The organism is Flavivirga aquatica (assembly GCF_001747085.1).
Classification (GTDB): domain Bacteria; phylum Bacteroidota; class Bacteroidia; order Flavobacteriales; family Flavobacteriaceae; genus Algibacter_C; species Algibacter_C aquatica.
Genome location: NZ_MDJD01000043.1, coordinates 72,675 through 89,946 on the forward strand (window position 1 = coordinate 72,675; position 17,272 = coordinate 89,946).

The 17,272-nt window shown below is 31.1% G+C and carries 15 protein-coding genes; 13 read left to right on the top strand and 2 right to left on the bottom strand.

What is annotated here, in order from left to right:
• Positions 1 to 86: 86 nt before the first annotated feature.
• A complete protein-coding gene (locus A8C32_RS09795) occupies positions 87 to 1,427 on the bottom strand; it encodes a T9SS type A sorting domain-containing protein (protein WP_069830256.1) in 1,341 nt (446 codons plus the stop codon).
• A 337-nt stretch (positions 1,428 to 1,764) separates the two neighbouring features.
• Here A8C32_RS09795 and A8C32_RS09800 point away from each other — a divergent pair, with 337 nt between their 5' ends.
• From A8C32_RS09800 to A8C32_RS09825, 6 genes are all read left to right on the top strand, one after another.
• The gene (locus tag A8C32_RS09800; RefSeq protein ID WP_083253311.1) at positions 1,765 to 2,763 is read left to right on the top strand and encodes a T9SS type A sorting domain-containing protein; all 999 of its coding nucleotides are present in this window, start codon (positions 1,765 to 1,767) and stop codon (positions 2,761 to 2,763) included.
• Positions 2,764 to 3,138: 375 nt separating this feature from the next.
• Complete coding sequence (locus tag A8C32_RS09805) at positions 3,139 to 5,181, top strand: transketolase family protein (protein WP_069830258.1); 2,043 nt, start codon at positions 3,139 to 3,141, stop codon at positions 5,179 to 5,181.
• Positions 5,182 to 5,194: 13 nt separating this feature from the next.
• Complete coding sequence (gene fsa, locus A8C32_RS09810; RefSeq protein WP_069830259.1) at positions 5,195 to 5,851, top strand: fructose-6-phosphate aldolase; 657 nt, start codon at positions 5,195 to 5,197, stop codon at positions 5,849 to 5,851.
• A gap of 203 nt (positions 5,852 to 6,054) precedes the next feature.
• Entirely contained in the window at positions 6,055 to 8,427 is a 2,373-nt protein-coding gene (locus A8C32_RS09815) for a GAF domain-containing protein (protein ID WP_069830260.1), read from the top strand.
• Between the two features lie 2 nt (positions 8,428 to 8,429).
• The gene (locus A8C32_RS09820; protein ID WP_069830261.1) at positions 8,430 to 8,618 is read left to right on the top strand and encodes a hypothetical protein; all 189 of its coding nucleotides are present in this window, start codon (positions 8,430 to 8,432) and stop codon (positions 8,616 to 8,618) included.
• A 656-nt stretch (positions 8,619 to 9,274) separates the two neighbouring features.
• Positions 9,275 to 10,591 carry a hypothetical protein gene (locus tag A8C32_RS09825; protein WP_069830262.1) on the top strand — a complete coding sequence of 439 codons (1,317 nt, stop codon included), beginning with the start codon at positions 9,275 to 9,277 and terminating at the stop codon, positions 10,589 to 10,591.
• 50 nt (positions 10,592 to 10,641) lie between these two features.
• On the opposite strand, the gene A8C32_RS09830 is transcribed toward A8C32_RS09825, so the two are convergent.
• Positions 10,642 to 11,847, bottom strand: coding sequence for a Pycsar system effector family protein (locus A8C32_RS09830; RefSeq protein WP_069830263.1), 1,206 nt, complete (start codon positions 11,845 to 11,847; stop codon positions 10,642 to 10,644).
• Positions 11,848 to 12,163: 316 nt separating this feature from the next.
• Here A8C32_RS09830 and msrB point away from each other — a divergent pair, with 316 nt between their 5' ends.
• From msrB to A8C32_RS09865, 7 genes are read left to right on the top strand one after another with little or no spacing between them, the layout of a single operon-like run.
• A complete protein-coding gene (gene msrB / locus A8C32_RS09835; protein WP_069830264.1) occupies positions 12,164 to 12,619 on the top strand; it encodes a peptide-methionine (R)-S-oxide reductase MsrB in 456 nt (151 codons plus the stop codon).
• On the top strand, positions 12,612 to 13,151 hold the full coding sequence (gene msrA / locus A8C32_RS09840) for a peptide-methionine (S)-S-oxide reductase MsrA (protein ID WP_069830265.1): 540 nt from the start codon (positions 12,612 to 12,614) through the stop codon (positions 13,149 to 13,151). Before msrB ends, msrA begins: the two co-directional genes overlap by 8 nt.
• A gap of 6 nt (positions 13,152 to 13,157) precedes the next feature.
• A complete protein-coding gene (locus tag A8C32_RS09845) occupies positions 13,158 to 13,679 on the top strand; it encodes a peroxiredoxin family protein (protein ID WP_240491726.1) in 522 nt (173 codons plus the stop codon).
• 3 nt (positions 13,680 to 13,682) lie between these two features.
• Complete coding sequence (locus tag A8C32_RS09850; protein ID WP_069830267.1) at positions 13,683 to 13,943, top strand: glutaredoxin family protein; 261 nt, start codon at positions 13,683 to 13,685, stop codon at positions 13,941 to 13,943.
• Positions 13,944 to 13,966: 23 nt separating this feature from the next.
• Positions 13,967 to 15,529 (top strand): protein adenylyltransferase SelO, encoded by a 1,563-nt coding sequence (locus A8C32_RS09855; protein ID WP_069830268.1) that lies wholly within the window; start codon positions 13,967 to 13,969, stop codon positions 15,527 to 15,529.
• Between the two features lie 7 nt (positions 15,530 to 15,536).
• A complete protein-coding gene (locus A8C32_RS09860; RefSeq protein WP_069830269.1) occupies positions 15,537 to 16,046 on the top strand; it encodes a peptide-methionine (S)-S-oxide reductase in 510 nt (169 codons plus the stop codon).
• Complete coding sequence (locus tag A8C32_RS09865) at positions 16,043 to 17,263, top strand: bifunctional alpha/beta hydrolase/OsmC family protein (RefSeq protein WP_069830270.1); 1,221 nt, start codon at positions 16,043 to 16,045, stop codon at positions 17,261 to 17,263. Before A8C32_RS09860 ends, A8C32_RS09865 begins: the two co-directional genes overlap by 4 nt.
• The last annotated feature ends 9 nt before the right edge of the window (positions 17,264 to 17,272 follow it).

The window sequence follows — 17,272 nt, forward strand, 5'->3', positions numbered from 1 at the left end:
TGTAAGTGTTTTTGTTAGAAATAAAAAAAGCCTATCCTTTTTATATCTAGGATAAGCTTTATTTTTACTCGGAGATATTATCCGTTCTAAAAAAATATTTTCTGTATTTTTTGTTGAGTTCCATTAGATATTTTAACAAAATATAACCCTTTTGGGTATTTTGATAAATCAAGTTCAGATTGGTCGCTATTTATAGTTTTATTATCAATAAATTTTCCGTGATTATTGTACACCTGAATCTTTTTGTTACCTTCTATACCTGTTACGTTTATATTGAATATACCCGTATTACTTGGGTTAGGGAATATGTCCACATTAAGTAAATCTGTTTTGGATTTACTTATCTCTTTTAGTGAATTACTAATATTATTGATGAAATTACATGGACCATAAGAAACATTAATCGAGGGAGTAGAGATTGGATTGGACCATGGGGCACATCCATTTCGGATCTGTAATGAGACTCTAATGCTTTTAACAGTGCTTGTTCCATAAAGATTTCCTGAGCCAAAATCTGGACGAACTTCATTCATTTCAAAACCTGTTTCCGAAGTTCGGTTACCATAAGATGAATTAAAATAGTAGCGTTCAATGGTCCATTTATACTCTGCTCCAGAGAAAAGGGGAGCCTTAAATACGTTAGATTTACCAGGGCAATATTTCGTTGGTTCTGTTATGTTTAGATTACTTATGTTAGGTGTAGATGCTGATGCAGGAGTTATCACTTTAGAATATGTAAGCCCATTTCCGCAAAGGTTATTAACTGGTGTAACAAAAATAGTTATAGGATCTGTACCAGAATACGCTTGTGGTACCTCAATCCATCCTGTGTTTATGGTTGAAGGCAGTGGTGTTGGAGAGGGTATTCCTCCAAAACTAATGTTCCAAATATAGCTGCTATGAGTACTAGAACCATGTAATGCTGTAAATTTTACTAATTCTGTCTTGCAAAAAGATCCTATAGATGTAATAGCGGTAATTGGAATAGCGCCGCGAATGACTTTAAAATCCCGTACACTCCAAGATCCTCTTTGTCTAATAGTACCAAGCTTAGGTGAATAACTACAATTATAAATAACTGCTATTTTAAATTTAACCGCTTTAAATTCATTTATTGTGAACGTTTTGTATGATTGTGCAGCCTGTGTAATCTTTCCTTGCCCCATTATGTTTCCTTGTGCATCTAGTAATAGCCATTGGTAAGCGTAAAATTTGTAAGAATTATTAGGAGTCCAACTAAATGTAAATGTATTTTGGTTACTTAAACACATTATGCTCGATCCAGATAAACCATTTATACCAGGAGGGTTACAAGCGAGTATATTGTTCTCAATGTTCATTTTTAATGGAGGTTCGATATTTTTACTCAAGACTGTAAAAGAAATACAGGTAAAAAGAATTGTAAAAAGTAGTTTGTTTGTTTTCATAATTAATTTGTTTTAAGAATACCTACTCTATTAAAAGGCTTTTCGGTTTCCGCCTCTTTAGTAGCTTTATACTAAAGGGGGGTGAAATTTTTTTTATTACCCAGTTTTTTTAATAGAATAAGTAATAGTGTCAATTATGAACTTTTTCAGGACTAGAGATGTTTTTTTTTTTTTTTTTGAGGATATTTTATTTTTTTAATAATAATATTAATGAATAGTAATTGTTTGACCTTTGTTTTTGGTAATTATGTATAGGTTTGGGGTAATTTAGAATATGAATAGAAATTTAAAAAAAAATACCTTTAAATAAAACTAATATTCTAATAAACATATAATTATGAGAAAAACTTACTTTACTTTAATGATGGTGTTTGCTTTTGCTATAACTGCAAGTGCTCAGTTTTATTCAACAGATTTTAACAGTACAGATTTTCCGGCAGGAGACCCTGTAGGTAATAATGCAGATTGGAATAGTGACCCTTCTTGGGTAGGGAACGCTAATAACCAAATAAGACATGACAGAGCTAATTGGAAAAGAGCAGTATTAGATAGGGCTATTACAGCAAGTGATGGAGACTTTATATCCGCAAAAATGACGGTTGTATTTGGAAGAGATGGTCAAAATTTAGGTACTACAGCTGTAAATAATGGTTTAGTCTTTTTTGGATTTAAAAGTAATAATAATTTAACTAATTTTCATGATAGAGAAGGTATTAGAGTAGTATATGATGGATCTGATTTTGTTATCAGTTCTCAATCTGATACAACTACACAGCCTAATAATGCAAATGGAAATGGAGCGAATGGTAGTGCGCCATTTTCTACTCCTATAACAGTTGCAGCAAACGTAAATACAGAGTATGAGTTTACCATTGAAATTGCAGTTAAATCAAGTGCAGCAACTTCTACTTTAAGTGCTAAAATAGATGGGAGTGCTGTTTCTACAACTACTGGTATTGATCCTGAATTGTATGCAGGAATAACAGGGAGTGGAATATATTTCTGGACTTGGGGTTATCAAATGTTATCCCATGGAGATATTGACGCGATATTTATAAATAGTCTTACTGTAGATAATAGTGCTACTACACTATCAACAAGAAAAGCCAATGCTTTTGAATTTGGTATGTATCCTAACCCAACAAGTAATGTATTAAATATTAATACTAAAGAAGTTTTAGAAAAGGTAGAAATAATTGATTTATTAGGAAAAACGGTATTGTCAGTTAGAAATGTTAAAGATCAATTAAATGTATCTTCTATAAATAAAGGGCTTTATATTATAAAGTTAAGATCTCCAAAAGGAATCTCAACTAAGAAGTTTGTTAAAGAATAAGTTAAATATAAATAAAATTAAAAGAGACTATTTCAAGAGATGGTCTTTTTTTTTGCAACTAAAAACGCCTTTTGTTAATAAAACAAAAGGCGTTTTTGCTTTCAATAAAATTGTAGTAATATTTAGGTCTTGCGAAAAATTGAAAGAATTATATTATAAAGACATCTCATGTCTTTTATAGAAGACAATACTTAATTATTAAATTATTTGAATTTTAGTAAGCCCTAACAAGTTAAAGATTATATATTTGCAAAAAATATTTTTCTAGATTCTTTAAAAGAATTTTTAGCTAAAAAAGCTTAAGTGATTCAGGCATATTTATTTAGAAATACATCATACATTAAAAAGGAGTTAAATATTAACCATAATTAAAAAATGAATAAAAAAATTGATCAGCAGTCGGCAGATAATATCAGAGCATTAGCTGTTGCCATGGTAGAAAAAGCAAATTCAGGTCACCCAGGTGGTCCTATGGGAGGTGCAGATTTTATGCACATCTTATACTCAGAGTTTTTTAATTATGATCCATCGGATATGACATGGCCTTTTAGAGACCGTTTTTTTATGGATGCAGGTCATTTATCTACTTTAATGTATGCTCAATATTACCTTTTAGGGAATTATGAGAAAAAAGATGTTGAAAACTTTAGACAATGGGGATCTATAACTCCAGGTCATCCAGAAGTAGATGTTGCTAGAGGTATAGAAAATACATCTGGACCTTTAGGTCAAGGCCATACAATGGGTGTTGGAGCCGCAATTGCTACTAAATTTTTAGAAGCTAGATTTGGAGATTGGGTTAACCATAAAGTATATGGTTTTATTTCAGATGGAGGTATTCAAGAAGAGATTTCTCAAGGAGCAGGTAGAATAGCAGGTCACTTAGGGTTGAGTAATTTTATAATGTTTTTCGATTCTAATGATATTCAGTTATCTACATCAACAGATGAGGTGACTAGTGAAGATACAGCTGCGAAATATGAAGCATGGGGATGGAAAGTAGTTACTATTGATGCACACAACCATAATGAAATTAGACAAGCACTAACAGATGCAAACAATGAGACTGAAAAACCAACATTAATAATAGGTAAAACTATTATGGGTAAAGGTTGTGTAGCAGCAGATGGAAGTATGTTTGAAGGATACTGTGAGTTGCACGGTCAGCCTATTGGAGCTACAGGTGCAGATTACGAAAAAACCTTGTTAAATTTAGGAGCTAGCATTGAAAATCCATTTGATATTTATGAAGATGTAAGCGATTTTTATAAAAATTTAATAGAAGAGAAAATAGCAAAAGCAGCTGAAAAGAAAGCAATAATAGATGTTTGGAAAAAAGAAAATAAAGCACTTTCAGATAAATTAGATTTCTTCTTATCTGGAGAGCTTCCAGAATTAGATTTTGAATCTATTCAACATAAACTAGGTTTAGCAACAAGAGTTGCTTCATCTAACGTATTAGCGTATTTAGCTGAAAATGTAGAGAACATGATTGTGTCTTCTGCAGATTTATCAAATAGTGATAAAACAGATGGATTCTTAAAAAAATCATCAGCATTACAAAAAGGTGATTTTAGCGGATCATTTTTACAAGCAGGAGTTGCAGAATTAACAATGGCTTGTATCGCAAATGGTATTGCTTTACATGGAGGTATTATTCCAGTTGTAGCAACGTTCTTTGTCTTTTCAGATTATATGAAACCAGCTATCCGTTTAAGTGGTATACAAGAGTTGCCAGTTAAATATGTGTGGACACACGATGCCTTTAGAGTAGGAGAAGATGGACCAACACACCAACCAATAGAACAAGAAGCACAAATACGTTTATTAGAGAAACTTAAAAACCACAGTGGTAAAAATAGTTTCTTAGCAATGCGTCCTGCTGATTCTGCTGAAACTAGCGTGGCTTGGAAAATGGCATTAGAGAACACAAATACACCATCTGGATTAATTTTATCTAGACAAGGTATTAAAGATGTTCCTGCTCAAGGAGAATCAAGATATAAGGAAGCTTTAGCTGCCGAAAAAGGAGGGTATTTAGTAAAAGAAGTTGAAAATCCAGATGTGGTATTAGTAGCGAATGGATCTGAGGTATCAACATTAATAGAAGCAGCTAAATTACTTGAAGAAAAAGAAAACTTAAAAGTAAATATAGCATCCATAATTTCAGAAGGTGTATTTAGACTTCAATCTAAAGCATACCAAGATAGTGTTATTCCTAAAAATAAACCTTTATACGGTTTAACAGCAGGGTTACCAGTAAATTTAGAAGGACTTGTTGGTGATAACGGAAAAGTATTTGGAGTAGATCATTTTGGATATTCTGCACCTGCAGGAGTACTAGACGATAAGTTTGGTTTTACAGGAGAAAAAGTATGCCAAAACGTATTGGAATATTTAAAAGAACAAAACGCTTAATAAAAATAAACAAATGAAATTTTTTATAGATACAGCAAACCTAGATGACATAGCGGAGGCTCAAGCATTAGGTGTTTTAGATGGTGTAACAACAAACCCATCATTAATGGCAAAAGAAGGTATTACTGGAACAGATAATATTTTAGCGCATTATAAGAAAATTTGTGATTTAGTAGAAGGAGATGTTAGTGCAGAAGTTATCTCTACAGATTTTGAAGGTATGGTTGGAGAAGGTGAAAAATTAGCCGCTTTGCATCCTCAAATTGTTGTAAAATTACCACTTATTGCTGATGGTATTAAAGCGTGTAAATATTTTTCAGATAAAGGTATTAGAACAAATGTAACTCTAGTATTTTCTGCAGGTCAAGCTTTATTGGCAGCAAAAGCAGGAGCAACATATGTGTCTCCATTTATAGGAAGATTAGATGATATTTCTACTGATGGTTTAAATCTAATTGCTGAAATTAGACAGATTTATGATAATTATGCTTTTGATACTCAAATTTTAGCAGCATCTGTTCGTCATACAATGCATGTTATTGATTGTGCTAAATTAGGGTCGGATGTGATGACAGGACCATTATCATCAATAAAAGGATTATTAAAACACCCTTTAACAGATATAGGCTTAGCAAAGTTTTTAGAAGATTATAAAAAAGGAAATCAATAGTCTTTTTTAATCTCATAAATAATAAAAAAAGCTTCTCTGTTTTAGAGAAGCTTTTTTGTTTAGTTAAAGTTTTAAAGTGATTGTTATAATAATAAGGAAAAAAAATAACTTTCTTCAATGTAACAATTTCGTTGTTAGATAGTCTAGTTTATATCGACTTAATCAATAATTTGTAACTTTGTTATTCTAAGAAATTTAATGTCATGGATATTAATGAGAATTTTGAATCGCCCTTTAAACTTAAAATTGGTTTTAATAAGTTGCTCAAACATTATGAGGAATTGTCTAAGGGTGGAGATGAATTCATATCTGCTAAAGCTAACCTTGTATTAAAAATAGCTTCTGAATATCCAGAGTTAAGAGAAGGTTTTAGTGATGTTTCTATATTAAAAGAAAGAGAAAAGGAAATACATGCTATTCTCCAAGATTCATTTAGTCCTATATTAACTAAAAATGAAATAAAAACTGCTTCTGTGCCTTTTCGTGATTTGAATTTTAATTGTTCGGAGCGCTTTAAAAATATAATTAGAATAGCAGGAGATGATTTTCAATTGAATATAAAAAACATGCCTGAAGATGATGGCTATATTATTGCATGTACTGTTATTTTAAGTTTTTGCTATGGTTATAATATAAACCTTAATAGACCCTTTTATTATGAAATACCAGATGCTAATGGGATAATGCGCTTTTATAAAATATTATACAATGCAGATTTTTGTGAAATTATTCCAAATAAAAATGCTCCAAAAATAACACAGAAAGATTATAATGAGTTATTGGATAATTTTGAAAATGTAGACCTTTGGAAAAAAAAATTTCCACCTCATAGCTATACATTTAATGGTTTTGTAGTTTCAAATATTTTTGATGTTACAGATGATCAATCTATATCTAATATTAAGTCTAACCTAATTGGAGAAGATAAGCGAAAGGATGAGAATTTTATGGATGGCTTTCATGAAGTTTTTAGATCTCTTTTTGGGATTAACGATTTAAGAGTCGGATTTTCCATATATAATGAAGAAGATGGTACTTTTGAGCGTGTTTATGGTGTTGGAATGAATAGTTTTCTTCTAGGTGATTTAGAAAAAGCAGATTGCAGGGATTCTTTATGTTGTTGGTCTTATGATAGATTACTAAAAGAACATAAGTTCTTTTCTATTTCAGATGTAGATAGCGCACTTAAAGAATCAAAAGAACAAGCACCACATATTACTAATTTACATAAGCAAGGAATTAAAAGTGCTATTTTTGCGCCCATTGCAAATGATGATGGGGTAATGGGAGTTATAGAAATAGTATCCAATAAAATGCAAGTGCTTAATAGTATCAATGCTAATAAGTTGGTAGATGTTATGCCTTTTATTGTATCAGCAGTAGAGCGATCTAAAAATGAAGAGGAAAATTTAATAGAAGCCATCATTCAAAAAGAATGTACTTCCATTCACCCAAGTGTAAAATGGCGATTTGAAAAAGAAGCTAGGAAATATATTAAAGCAGAATTTAATGGAGAAAAAGCAGTTTTCAAAAAAATAGATTTTGAAAACATTTATCCTTTATATGGGCAAATAGATATTAAAGGATCTTCCGAAGCTAGAAATAAAGCAACTCAATTAGATTTAACGCTTCAATTAAAAGCAGTTAAAAGTATTTTTGAAAAAGCTTCAGAAGTAGAGGTTTTACCAATTTATGAACAATATATATATCAAATTAAGAATTATTTAAAAGATTTAAAAACCAATTTTCAAGTAGATAGCGAGCAGCATATAGCTGAATTTTTTAAGCAAGATATAGAGCCCGTACTTAAACATCTTTACTCTACAGATAGCTTAAGGCCTCATATTGATTCTTATTTTAGTAGTATTGATGATAAAGTAAATATTTTGTACAATCATAGAAAACAGTACGATGATACTATTGTTATGATTAACAAAGAAATGGCTTCGCTTTTAGATAAAAAGCAGCTAGAGGCTCAGGCTATGTATCCACATTATTTTGAGCGTTTTAAAACTGATGGTGTAGAACACAATATGTACATAGGTGAATCTATTACAAAAGAAGAGTCATTCAATCCTATTTATCTTTATAATTTAAGACTATGGCAATTACAAGTGATGTGCGAAATGGAAAATGCTTATTATCAAATGCAGCATAATTTTCCTGTAGCTTTAGATGTGGCTTCAATGGTTTTAGTTTTTAATCAACCATTATCTATAAGTTTTAGAATGGATGAAAAACAATTTGATGTAGATGGCACTTACAATGCTAGATATGAAATTGTAAAGAAACGCGTAGATAAGGCTTACATAAAGGGGACAAAAAAACGTATTACAGAAAAGGGTAAAATAACGATTGTATATTCTCAAAAACAAGATGAACGTGAATATTTAAGGTATATTAAGTTTCTGCAATCTAAGCATTATTTAGATACAGATGTAGAGATTTTAGAGTTACAGGATTTACAAGCGGTAACTGGTCTTAAAGCTTTAAGAGTAAGTGTTTTATATCATAAAAATGAAAAAGATAAAGCATTTTATACTTACGATGATTTAATGAAAGAGATTAAGGCGTAGTTATGAAAGGGTTTTTAAAAGAAAAAGATGAAAATGAAGTGAAATTTGTTTGTTCGAATTGTGGAATGAATAAATATTATTCAGAAACTCTAGCCGATAAATTTCAAATGGAAAAAAGTTTAAAAACATATAAAACACGAAATTTAATAGTTGGAGGTAATTTTAAAGACTTTATAAAAAGATGCTATTAGTGGAAATGAACGCTAATATATTCAACTTCCCAAATACTGAAAAGCACCAGTAATAAAATTCGTAATAATACTTCTCATAAAAAGAGAGTAAATTAATTCTTTGTTTTTTTATCTAAAACTAATCTTAGAAAATATGAGTCCTTTTTCGTAGAAGAATAAAGATGTTTTCTGTATAGCATGATTTCTTATGTGCTTACACATTTTTTAGTTATAAATGATACTATTCAGTTTAATTGCATCTCTTTTTTTATTTAAAAATAATATTGAATCTAGTGCGTTATATTTATTCGAAAATTGGATAAGAAGGTTGTTTTATGGTAATTAAATCCTCTATTATAGGATTTATCTTAAAATATTTAGTAGAAAAAAGACTTTTTTATATATTTTTTCGTATTTTAACGTAAATAATAAGCGTTTTGTCGAATAATCAAGTGTTTGGAACTTGAGTTTTGTTAAGTGTAATTTAATATATGGTTATATCGGCATAAAATTTATAAGCTATAAATTGAACTTAGTTTTTAAATTAATAAATGCTTATTATTCATATATAGTTAAGTACATAAACAGTTAAAGTAATTGTTTATGGCACAGATGTTGTTTACTTACAGAAGTAAGTGGCTATAATAAAAATTAATTTTTAATAATAACATATTTCTATGAAAGAGATAACTAAAATAATAGGACTGTTAATGTTAATGTTTGGTACGGTTAGTGCGCAACAAAGGGGTATAGAAGGTGATAATTGGCTTAATAACTGGACACAGTTTAATCCTAAAACTGTAGATTATGGAGAAAGTAGTCATATATTAACAGGCAATATAACAGAAGATACTAAGCTGTTAAAAAAGAATGTTTACCAGCTGTTAGGAGATGTTTTTGTTACGAATAATGCGAAACTTAGTATTGAGCCAGGAACAGTAATTATGGCAGATGCAGAAACGAGAGCATCTTTGACTATTACTAAGGGAGCAAAGATAGTAGCAGAAGGTTTGTTAACAGATCCAATAGTTTTTACATCTAATAAAAGTTACAAAAAAGCAGGAGATTGGCGAGGTATAATATTATTAGGTGATGCCCCTACAAATAAATTAGGGAATACAAGTTCTATATCTTCTTTTTATTCAAATATGAAACCAGAGAACTATGAAAACACAAATTTTGGAGGCTCAAATCCAAAAAGTAACTCAGGTATTTTAAAATATGTAAGAATAGAATATGCAGGAGCGGTGAAGAAGGTGAAAAATCCAGACGCTTCAAATGCTATATTATTAGCAGGCATAGGAAACGAAACTATAATAAATAATGTTATGGTAAGTTATTCTGCAGGTAACTCTTTTAATGTAATAGGGGGAGAAGTTAATTTAGAGAAAATAGTTTCTTTCAAATCGGCAGGTACTGACTATAAATTTAATTATGGAGCGCAATGTAATTTAAGTAATGGATTAGCTATTAGGTCTCCGTATACCTCAAATGGAGTAGATTCTAGGTGTATGAAGGTTGTTTCATATGATAAGAAGGGAGATGTAGATTTCTCTAAAAAAGGAACAGCAATAATAGCAAATAATGTAACATTCTTGACAGATACAGAAACCTTAGATTCAGACATTAAGCTAGGATTGGTAAAGGAGTCTATTTATATAGGAGAAAATACATTGTTCGAAATTGGTAAAAGTGTAATATCTGGTTTTAGCCCTGCAGTACTACTTAATGAGAATATATTAATTAATGGAGAGAATTTAGCGAAACTTCAGTTTAGTAAGATGTATTTTAATAATTGTAACGGAAATATTTTTAGAGATTATAATAGTAATAATGAAGATTTAGAAAATTGGTACGGGAATGATGCTTTTTTTAATGTTTACTCTAAAAGTGAGCATTCAGAAATATTTGTTGATATAAAAAATAGAAAAAAACCAGATTATAGATTACGTATAAATGAAATAGTTGCGATGAATAATCTTGGTGGAAATTAAAAATAAATGAACAAATAGAGCCATGAAATGTTGTTTCATGGCTTTATTTGTTAAAGAACATTTGCTCCCGAATACTGAAAAGCAATAGCAAAAGCAATAACACTTACGATAATGCCTGCCATAAAAACAGAGTAAGTAAGTCTTAGTATTTTGTATTTTTTATCTAAAACTAGACCAAGAAAATATAAATCTTTTTTCATAGAAGAATAAAGGTATTCTCTGTCCTGCATCATTTCTCCCATGGCCCATTCAAAATCTTTGAGTTCCATTTTATGAAAGTTTCCAAAGAATAGTAAATTCACTTTCTTGTTCGCAACATCTTCTTTTGTAAACTTGCCGCTAGTCACATTTGGACGTGTCGCTAAAACAGATAAAATAATGGAGGCTACTGTAACCGTTACAAAAATAACAGTTGGGTAAATAAGGTAAGCATTAGAGGGATTATCTAGTTTAGGGATTAAATTAGCTAAGACTAAAGAGACTATAATTGCATTTACAGAAAGCAAAATGTTTGCTTTAGTATCGGCAATGTTACTTAAGGTAATATGATTTTTTAAAGTAACACGGAACATGGTTTCAATACCGCGTTCTGGCAGTTCAACCTTATTTTTTTTAAAATTTAATTCTTCTTTTTTCTGTTTAAGTTTTTTACTTTCAATATCAAGCTTTTTTTTAGCCTTAAGTAATTCAGATAAATTTTTACCTTTTCTTTTTTCCCAATTAAGAGCAGCTTCATTAGTGTGAAAACGATGCTGTGTGGATAAGAAGTTTATGTTTTCATCTAACCATTCGCTTTCAGAGAATACTTGGTTACAAACAAGTTCCCATTCTTTTCTTAATAGTTCGGAAACTTCAAAGTAATTTTTACTGCCAATGTGTGAGCAATCTGCATCTCTTATTATTTTTTCTAATTTGTTTTTTGGCTTATGTCCAATTTTGGTGGCCAAAATTAAATGACATACTGTATCAATATCTTTTTCAGCATAATTCTCAGAATTCAAAAACTCTTTAGCTATAACAATACTTTCATCTTCATGGTTTTTAGCATCTTTGGTAAAACCAGTATCATGAAGCCAGGCGGTTAATGTTAAAATGGTTTTTTCAGAATCTGTTAAGCCACATTGTTCGGTTAGTTCTTTTACTTTTTCAACAACACGTTGCGTATGGGTTAAATTATGATATAAAAAAGCAGTATCTAACTTTTCGTTTAAAAGATTAGTTGTGAAAATTTCAGCTTTTGTTATTATATTATCCATAGATATTCAATAGTTTGTTTAGTAAAAATACTAAACTTTATTTAACAAGACTTTAAGGCGGTAAAACGTAATTATTTGTCGTAAATTATATTAATACCTTTTGTTGATTAAAATTTATTTCAAAATAGAAAAGAAAAAAGGAGCTTTATCATGATCAATTTAATAGGTGAATGATATTCATATTTTCAAATCTTTCAAAAAGATAAGCATAGTAAGTTCCTGAATAAAATTTCGACTATCTTTATGTTGAAAAAGCATATCATAATTGAACTTGTTTAAATGAGTTCACTAACTAAAAAAAGAAAGGAAATCTATTATGCTAACTTGGAAAGAAGTTATAAGCTTTTCCGTAAAAGGGAATCCAACTCCAGACAAACGAGTTGAAAAGACAGAAGTAGAATGGCGTACTCAATTAACTTCAGAGCAATTTAGAATTACAAGACAAAAAGGAACAGAACGACCACATAGTGGAGCGCTTTGTAGAACCCACGATGAAGGAAAGTATAATTGTGTATGTTGTGATGCGGCATTGTTCGACTCTACAATTAAATTTAGTTCAGGTACAGGATGGCCCAGTTTTACGCAACCTATTAAAGAAAATGCAATTAAGTACGAAAGAGACACAGCTTTTGGTATGGTACGTGTTGAGGTAATGTGTAATACATGTGATGCCCATTTAGGACATGTATTTCCAGATGGACCAAAACCAAGCGGATTACGGTATTGTATTAACTCAGAATCTATGGTTATAGAAAGAGGTGCAGATGAATAATGAAAATTTACAATTAGCCACTTTTGGAGGCGGCTGTTTTTGGTGTACAGAAGCTGTATTCCAAGAAGTAAAAGGGGTCGAAAAAATAGTATCTGGATACTCTGGAGGAACTGTTCCTGGACATCCAACCTATAGAGAGATATGTTCTGGATTAACAGGACATGCAGAGGTTGTACAGGTGACTTTTGATTCAAGTGTGATTTCGTATCAAGATATTTTAATCATTTTTATGACAACGCATGATCCTACAACTTTAAACAAGCAAGGCGCAGATCGAGGTACGCAATACCGCTCGGTAATATATTATCACGATACTGCTCAAAAAGAAATAGCAGAAGTGGTGTTAAAAGAAGTCGCTCCATATTATGAAAACGCTATAGTTACTGAAATTACAGCGTTAGATGTTTTTTATAAAGCAGAAGAAGAACATCAGGATTATTACAGGAATAACGAAACACAAGGCTATTGCAGTTTTGTTATAACACCTAAATTGGTTAAACTACGTGAGCTCCATGCGGATAAGTTAAAGTAGTATCAAATGAAAATTAAATTTAAAGATAGAAATAGCTATATGTCAAACCAATTGGAACATATAAATGTATTTAATGCGCCAGAGTTTAATGTAAATCAATGGATTGATGCAGAGGGGAATAAAACAGAATCAATAAAACTATCAGATTTTAAAGGGAAGTTTAAGGTGGTGTATTGTTTTCAAAGTTGGTGTCCAGGGTGTCATAGTAAAGGCTTACCAGATTTAAAAAAAATGGTAGAAGCATTAAAAGGCAACGATAATGTTGAGTTTTTAGCCATACAAACTGTTTTTGAAGGTCATGAAGAGAATACTTATGAGAAAATAATAGAGACTCAAAAGCAATACGACTTAAAAATACCTTTTGGACATGATGCAGGAGACGATGGAAAATCGATATCGAATGTTATGAGAAATTATCAAACAGGCGGGACACCATGGTTTCTATTTATTGATAAAAAAGATAATGTTGTGTTTTCAGATTTTCATTTAAATCCAGATGCAGCCATTGAATTATTAAAAACGATGTAGTTTATGAAACCAAAGGTTAACATAAAGCTTTATGGAGCCGAAAGATGTCATAAAACACAATACTATAAAACATTTTTAGAAACACGTGATTTAGATTACGTGTTTTTGGATGTTGAAGTTAATGATGATTATGCTGAAAAATTAAGGCAGCTTTATGATAATGGAAAACTAAACTTTCCAACAATAACCATTGGAGGTAAACGATTAAGAAATCCGTCTGATAAAGATTTAGGGAAATGGTTAAGCAAATTAACAACAAGCTGATTGTTGTTTAAGAAATGTAATATATGAAACTAAACATAAAAGATAAATTCACAAAAGCATTACCAGCAGATCCTGTACAGGGAAGTGCTAGACGACAAGTTTCGGGAGCCTGTTTTTCTTATGTATCACCTAAAAAAACAACAAATCCAGAATTGATACATGTGTCTCCAGAAATGCTTAATGATTTAGGTTTGTTTGAAAGTGATAGTAAAAGCGATGTGTTTTTAAACGTTTTTACAGGAAACGACGTGTTACCCAATACCAAGCCTTATGCTATGTGCTATGGAGGGCATCAATTTGGAAATTGGGCAGGACAATTGGGAGACGGTAGAGCTATTAATTTATTTGAAATTGAACATAAAAATAAGAGTTGGGTTTTACAACTAAAAGGAGCTGGAGAAACCCCATATTCTAGAACAGCAGATGGTTTAGCTGTATTACGTTCCTCTATTCGCGAATATTTATGCAGCGAAGCTATGCATCATTTAGGCGTACCTACAACACGCGCATTGTCTTTAGCATTGTCTGGAGATAAAGTGCTTAGAGATGTGATGTACGATGGCAATCCCGCTTATGAAAAAGGCGCTATAGTTTGCCGAACAGCACCATCCTTTTTACGTTTTGGGAACTATCAAATTTTCGCATCAAGACAAGACAATAAAAACCTAAAAGCCTTGGTGGATTATACTATAAAACATCATTTTTCGCATTTAGGTAAGCCTTCAAAAGAAACCTATATTCAGTTTTTTAAAGCAGTATCAGAACACACTTTAAAAATGATTATCCATTGGCAACGCGTAGGGTTTGTACATGGTGTAATGAATACAGATAACATGTCTATTTTGGGACTAACCATAGATTATGGTCCTTATGGTTGGTTAGAAGGTTTCGATTTTGGCTGGACACCAAACACAACAGATAGGCAAAATAAACGATACCGTTATGGAAATCAGCCCAATATTGGATTATGGAATTTGCTTCAATTAGCAAATGCTATTTTTCCTTTAATTGAAGATGCACCAGCATTAGAAGCAATACTAAATCAATATAAAACCGATTTTGACGATCAATCTTTAAAAATGATGCGGGTTAAATTAGGCTTACAATCTGAAATTGAAAACGATAAGTTATTAATTCAAGATTTAGAAGATGCTCTGCAAATGACGGAAACAGATATGACTATTTTCTTTAGAAATTTAAGTCACTTTGAAAAAGAAAACCATTCAGAAGGATTAGAAGTTGTAAGAGACGCATTTTACATTTCAGAAGAAATAACAGGAAGCATTAAAGAACAATGGAATAATTGGTTTGAGCGCTATGCATCTCGATTGAAAGAAGAAACACTTTTAGATAAAGAAAGGAAAGAAAAAATGAATGCCATGAACCCTAAATATGTGCTGCGAAATTATATGGCACAGTTAGCAATTGATGATGGAGATAAAGGAAACTATAATTTAATAGATGAATTATTTCAACTTTTAAAACAACCCTATAGCGAACAACCAGAATACGAAAAATGGTTTGCAAAACGACCAGATTGGGCAAGAGACAAAGTAGGCTGTTCTATGTTGTCCTGTAGTTCGTAATTATAAAATGTCTCAAAAAATAGCATTAGGAGGAGGATGCCATTGGTGTACAGAAGCCGTATACCAATCATTAAAAGGTGTCACAAAAGTAGAACAAGGTTATGTCGCATCAGTAAATGATAACAATACGTTTTCAGAAGCCGTTATTGTACATTTTAATGTTAAAGAAATATCATTAAAAACACTTATAAAAGTTCATTTATATACGCATAAAAGTACAAGCAGTCATTCTATGCGAGATAAATATCGATCGGCCATATATACGTTTTCAGAAAAACAAAAAGAAGATGTTAGTATTATTTTAGAAGGATTTCAAAATTTATTTGAAAATAAATTAATAATTAAAGTGTTGCTATTTAATACGTTTAAAGCCTCGCGAGAACAAATTGCAAACTATTATTATAAAAACCCTAATAAACCATTTTGTAAAACCTTTATCAATCCAAAATTAAAATTAGTATTAAATAGGTTTTCAAAACATGCAGATAAAGCAAAACTAAATCATTTAATAGAATGAAAAGTTCAAAATTATATATAGAAAACAATAAAGGATTAAAACTTCAAGCATATTTGGAATTGCCAGCAAATCAAAAACCAAATAATTACGCTGTTTTTGCACATTGTTTTACATGTTCAAGTGCATTAGGAGCCGTTAAAAATATTAGTAGGGTATTAACTCAATACGGTTTTGGAGTAGTGCGGTTTGATTTTACAGGACTAGGACGTAGCGAAGGCGAATTTGCTAACAGTCATTTTTCAGCGAATGTTGAAGATTTAATTGCTGTAAGTCAATATATGGAAGCTAATTACGAAGCACCATCATTATTAGTAGGACATTCTCTTGGTGGAGCAGCAGTATTATCGGCAGCCTATCAATTAAAAAACATTAAAGCTGTAGCTACAGTTGGAGCTCCCGCAACAGTAAGCCATGTTACTCATTTATTTTCGCATGGTATAGAAGAAGTAAAACAAAAAGGCGAAGTAGAAGTCAATATAGGAGGACGTCCTTTTAAAATTAATAATGAATTTGTTGAAGATTTTGGAAAAACAGATTTACCAACTATCGTAAAAAAATTACGAAAGCCTTTACTCATTTTACATGCTCCAAGCGATACCGTTGTAGGTATAGAAAATGCTGAAAAATTATACCATAACGCAAAGCACCCTAAAAGCTTTATAACATTAGATAATGCAGACCATTTATTAACGAGTCCTAGAGATAGTAAATATGTAGGCAATGTTATTGGAGCGTGGGTACAACGTTATTTCGAACCCCAAGACAATGACATGTTGGAAACCAATGGCGAGCAATTAGTAGGGCATTTAAATTTGGTAGAAGATAACTTTACTACAACCATTCAAACCAAAAAGCATACAATAGTTGCAGATGAACCAGAGTCTATTGGAGGAGACGATTTTGGGCCATCTCCATACGAATACCTTAATGCAGGACTAGTAGCATGTACGGCAATGACTTTAAAAATGTATGCGCAACGTAAAAACTGGGATTTACAAGAAGTATTTGTATATGTTACACATTCCAGAAAGCATAGTGACGATTTGGGACTTGAAGTTGAAACACCATTATATTTGGATCATATTAATAAAAAATTGAAGTTTGTTGGGAATTTGGATGATAAACAAATTAAAAGATTAAAAGAAATAGCTTCTAAATGTCCAGTACACAAAACATTACAAAGTGAAGTGATTATTGAAACTGAAATTATAAGTTAATGACTCTAA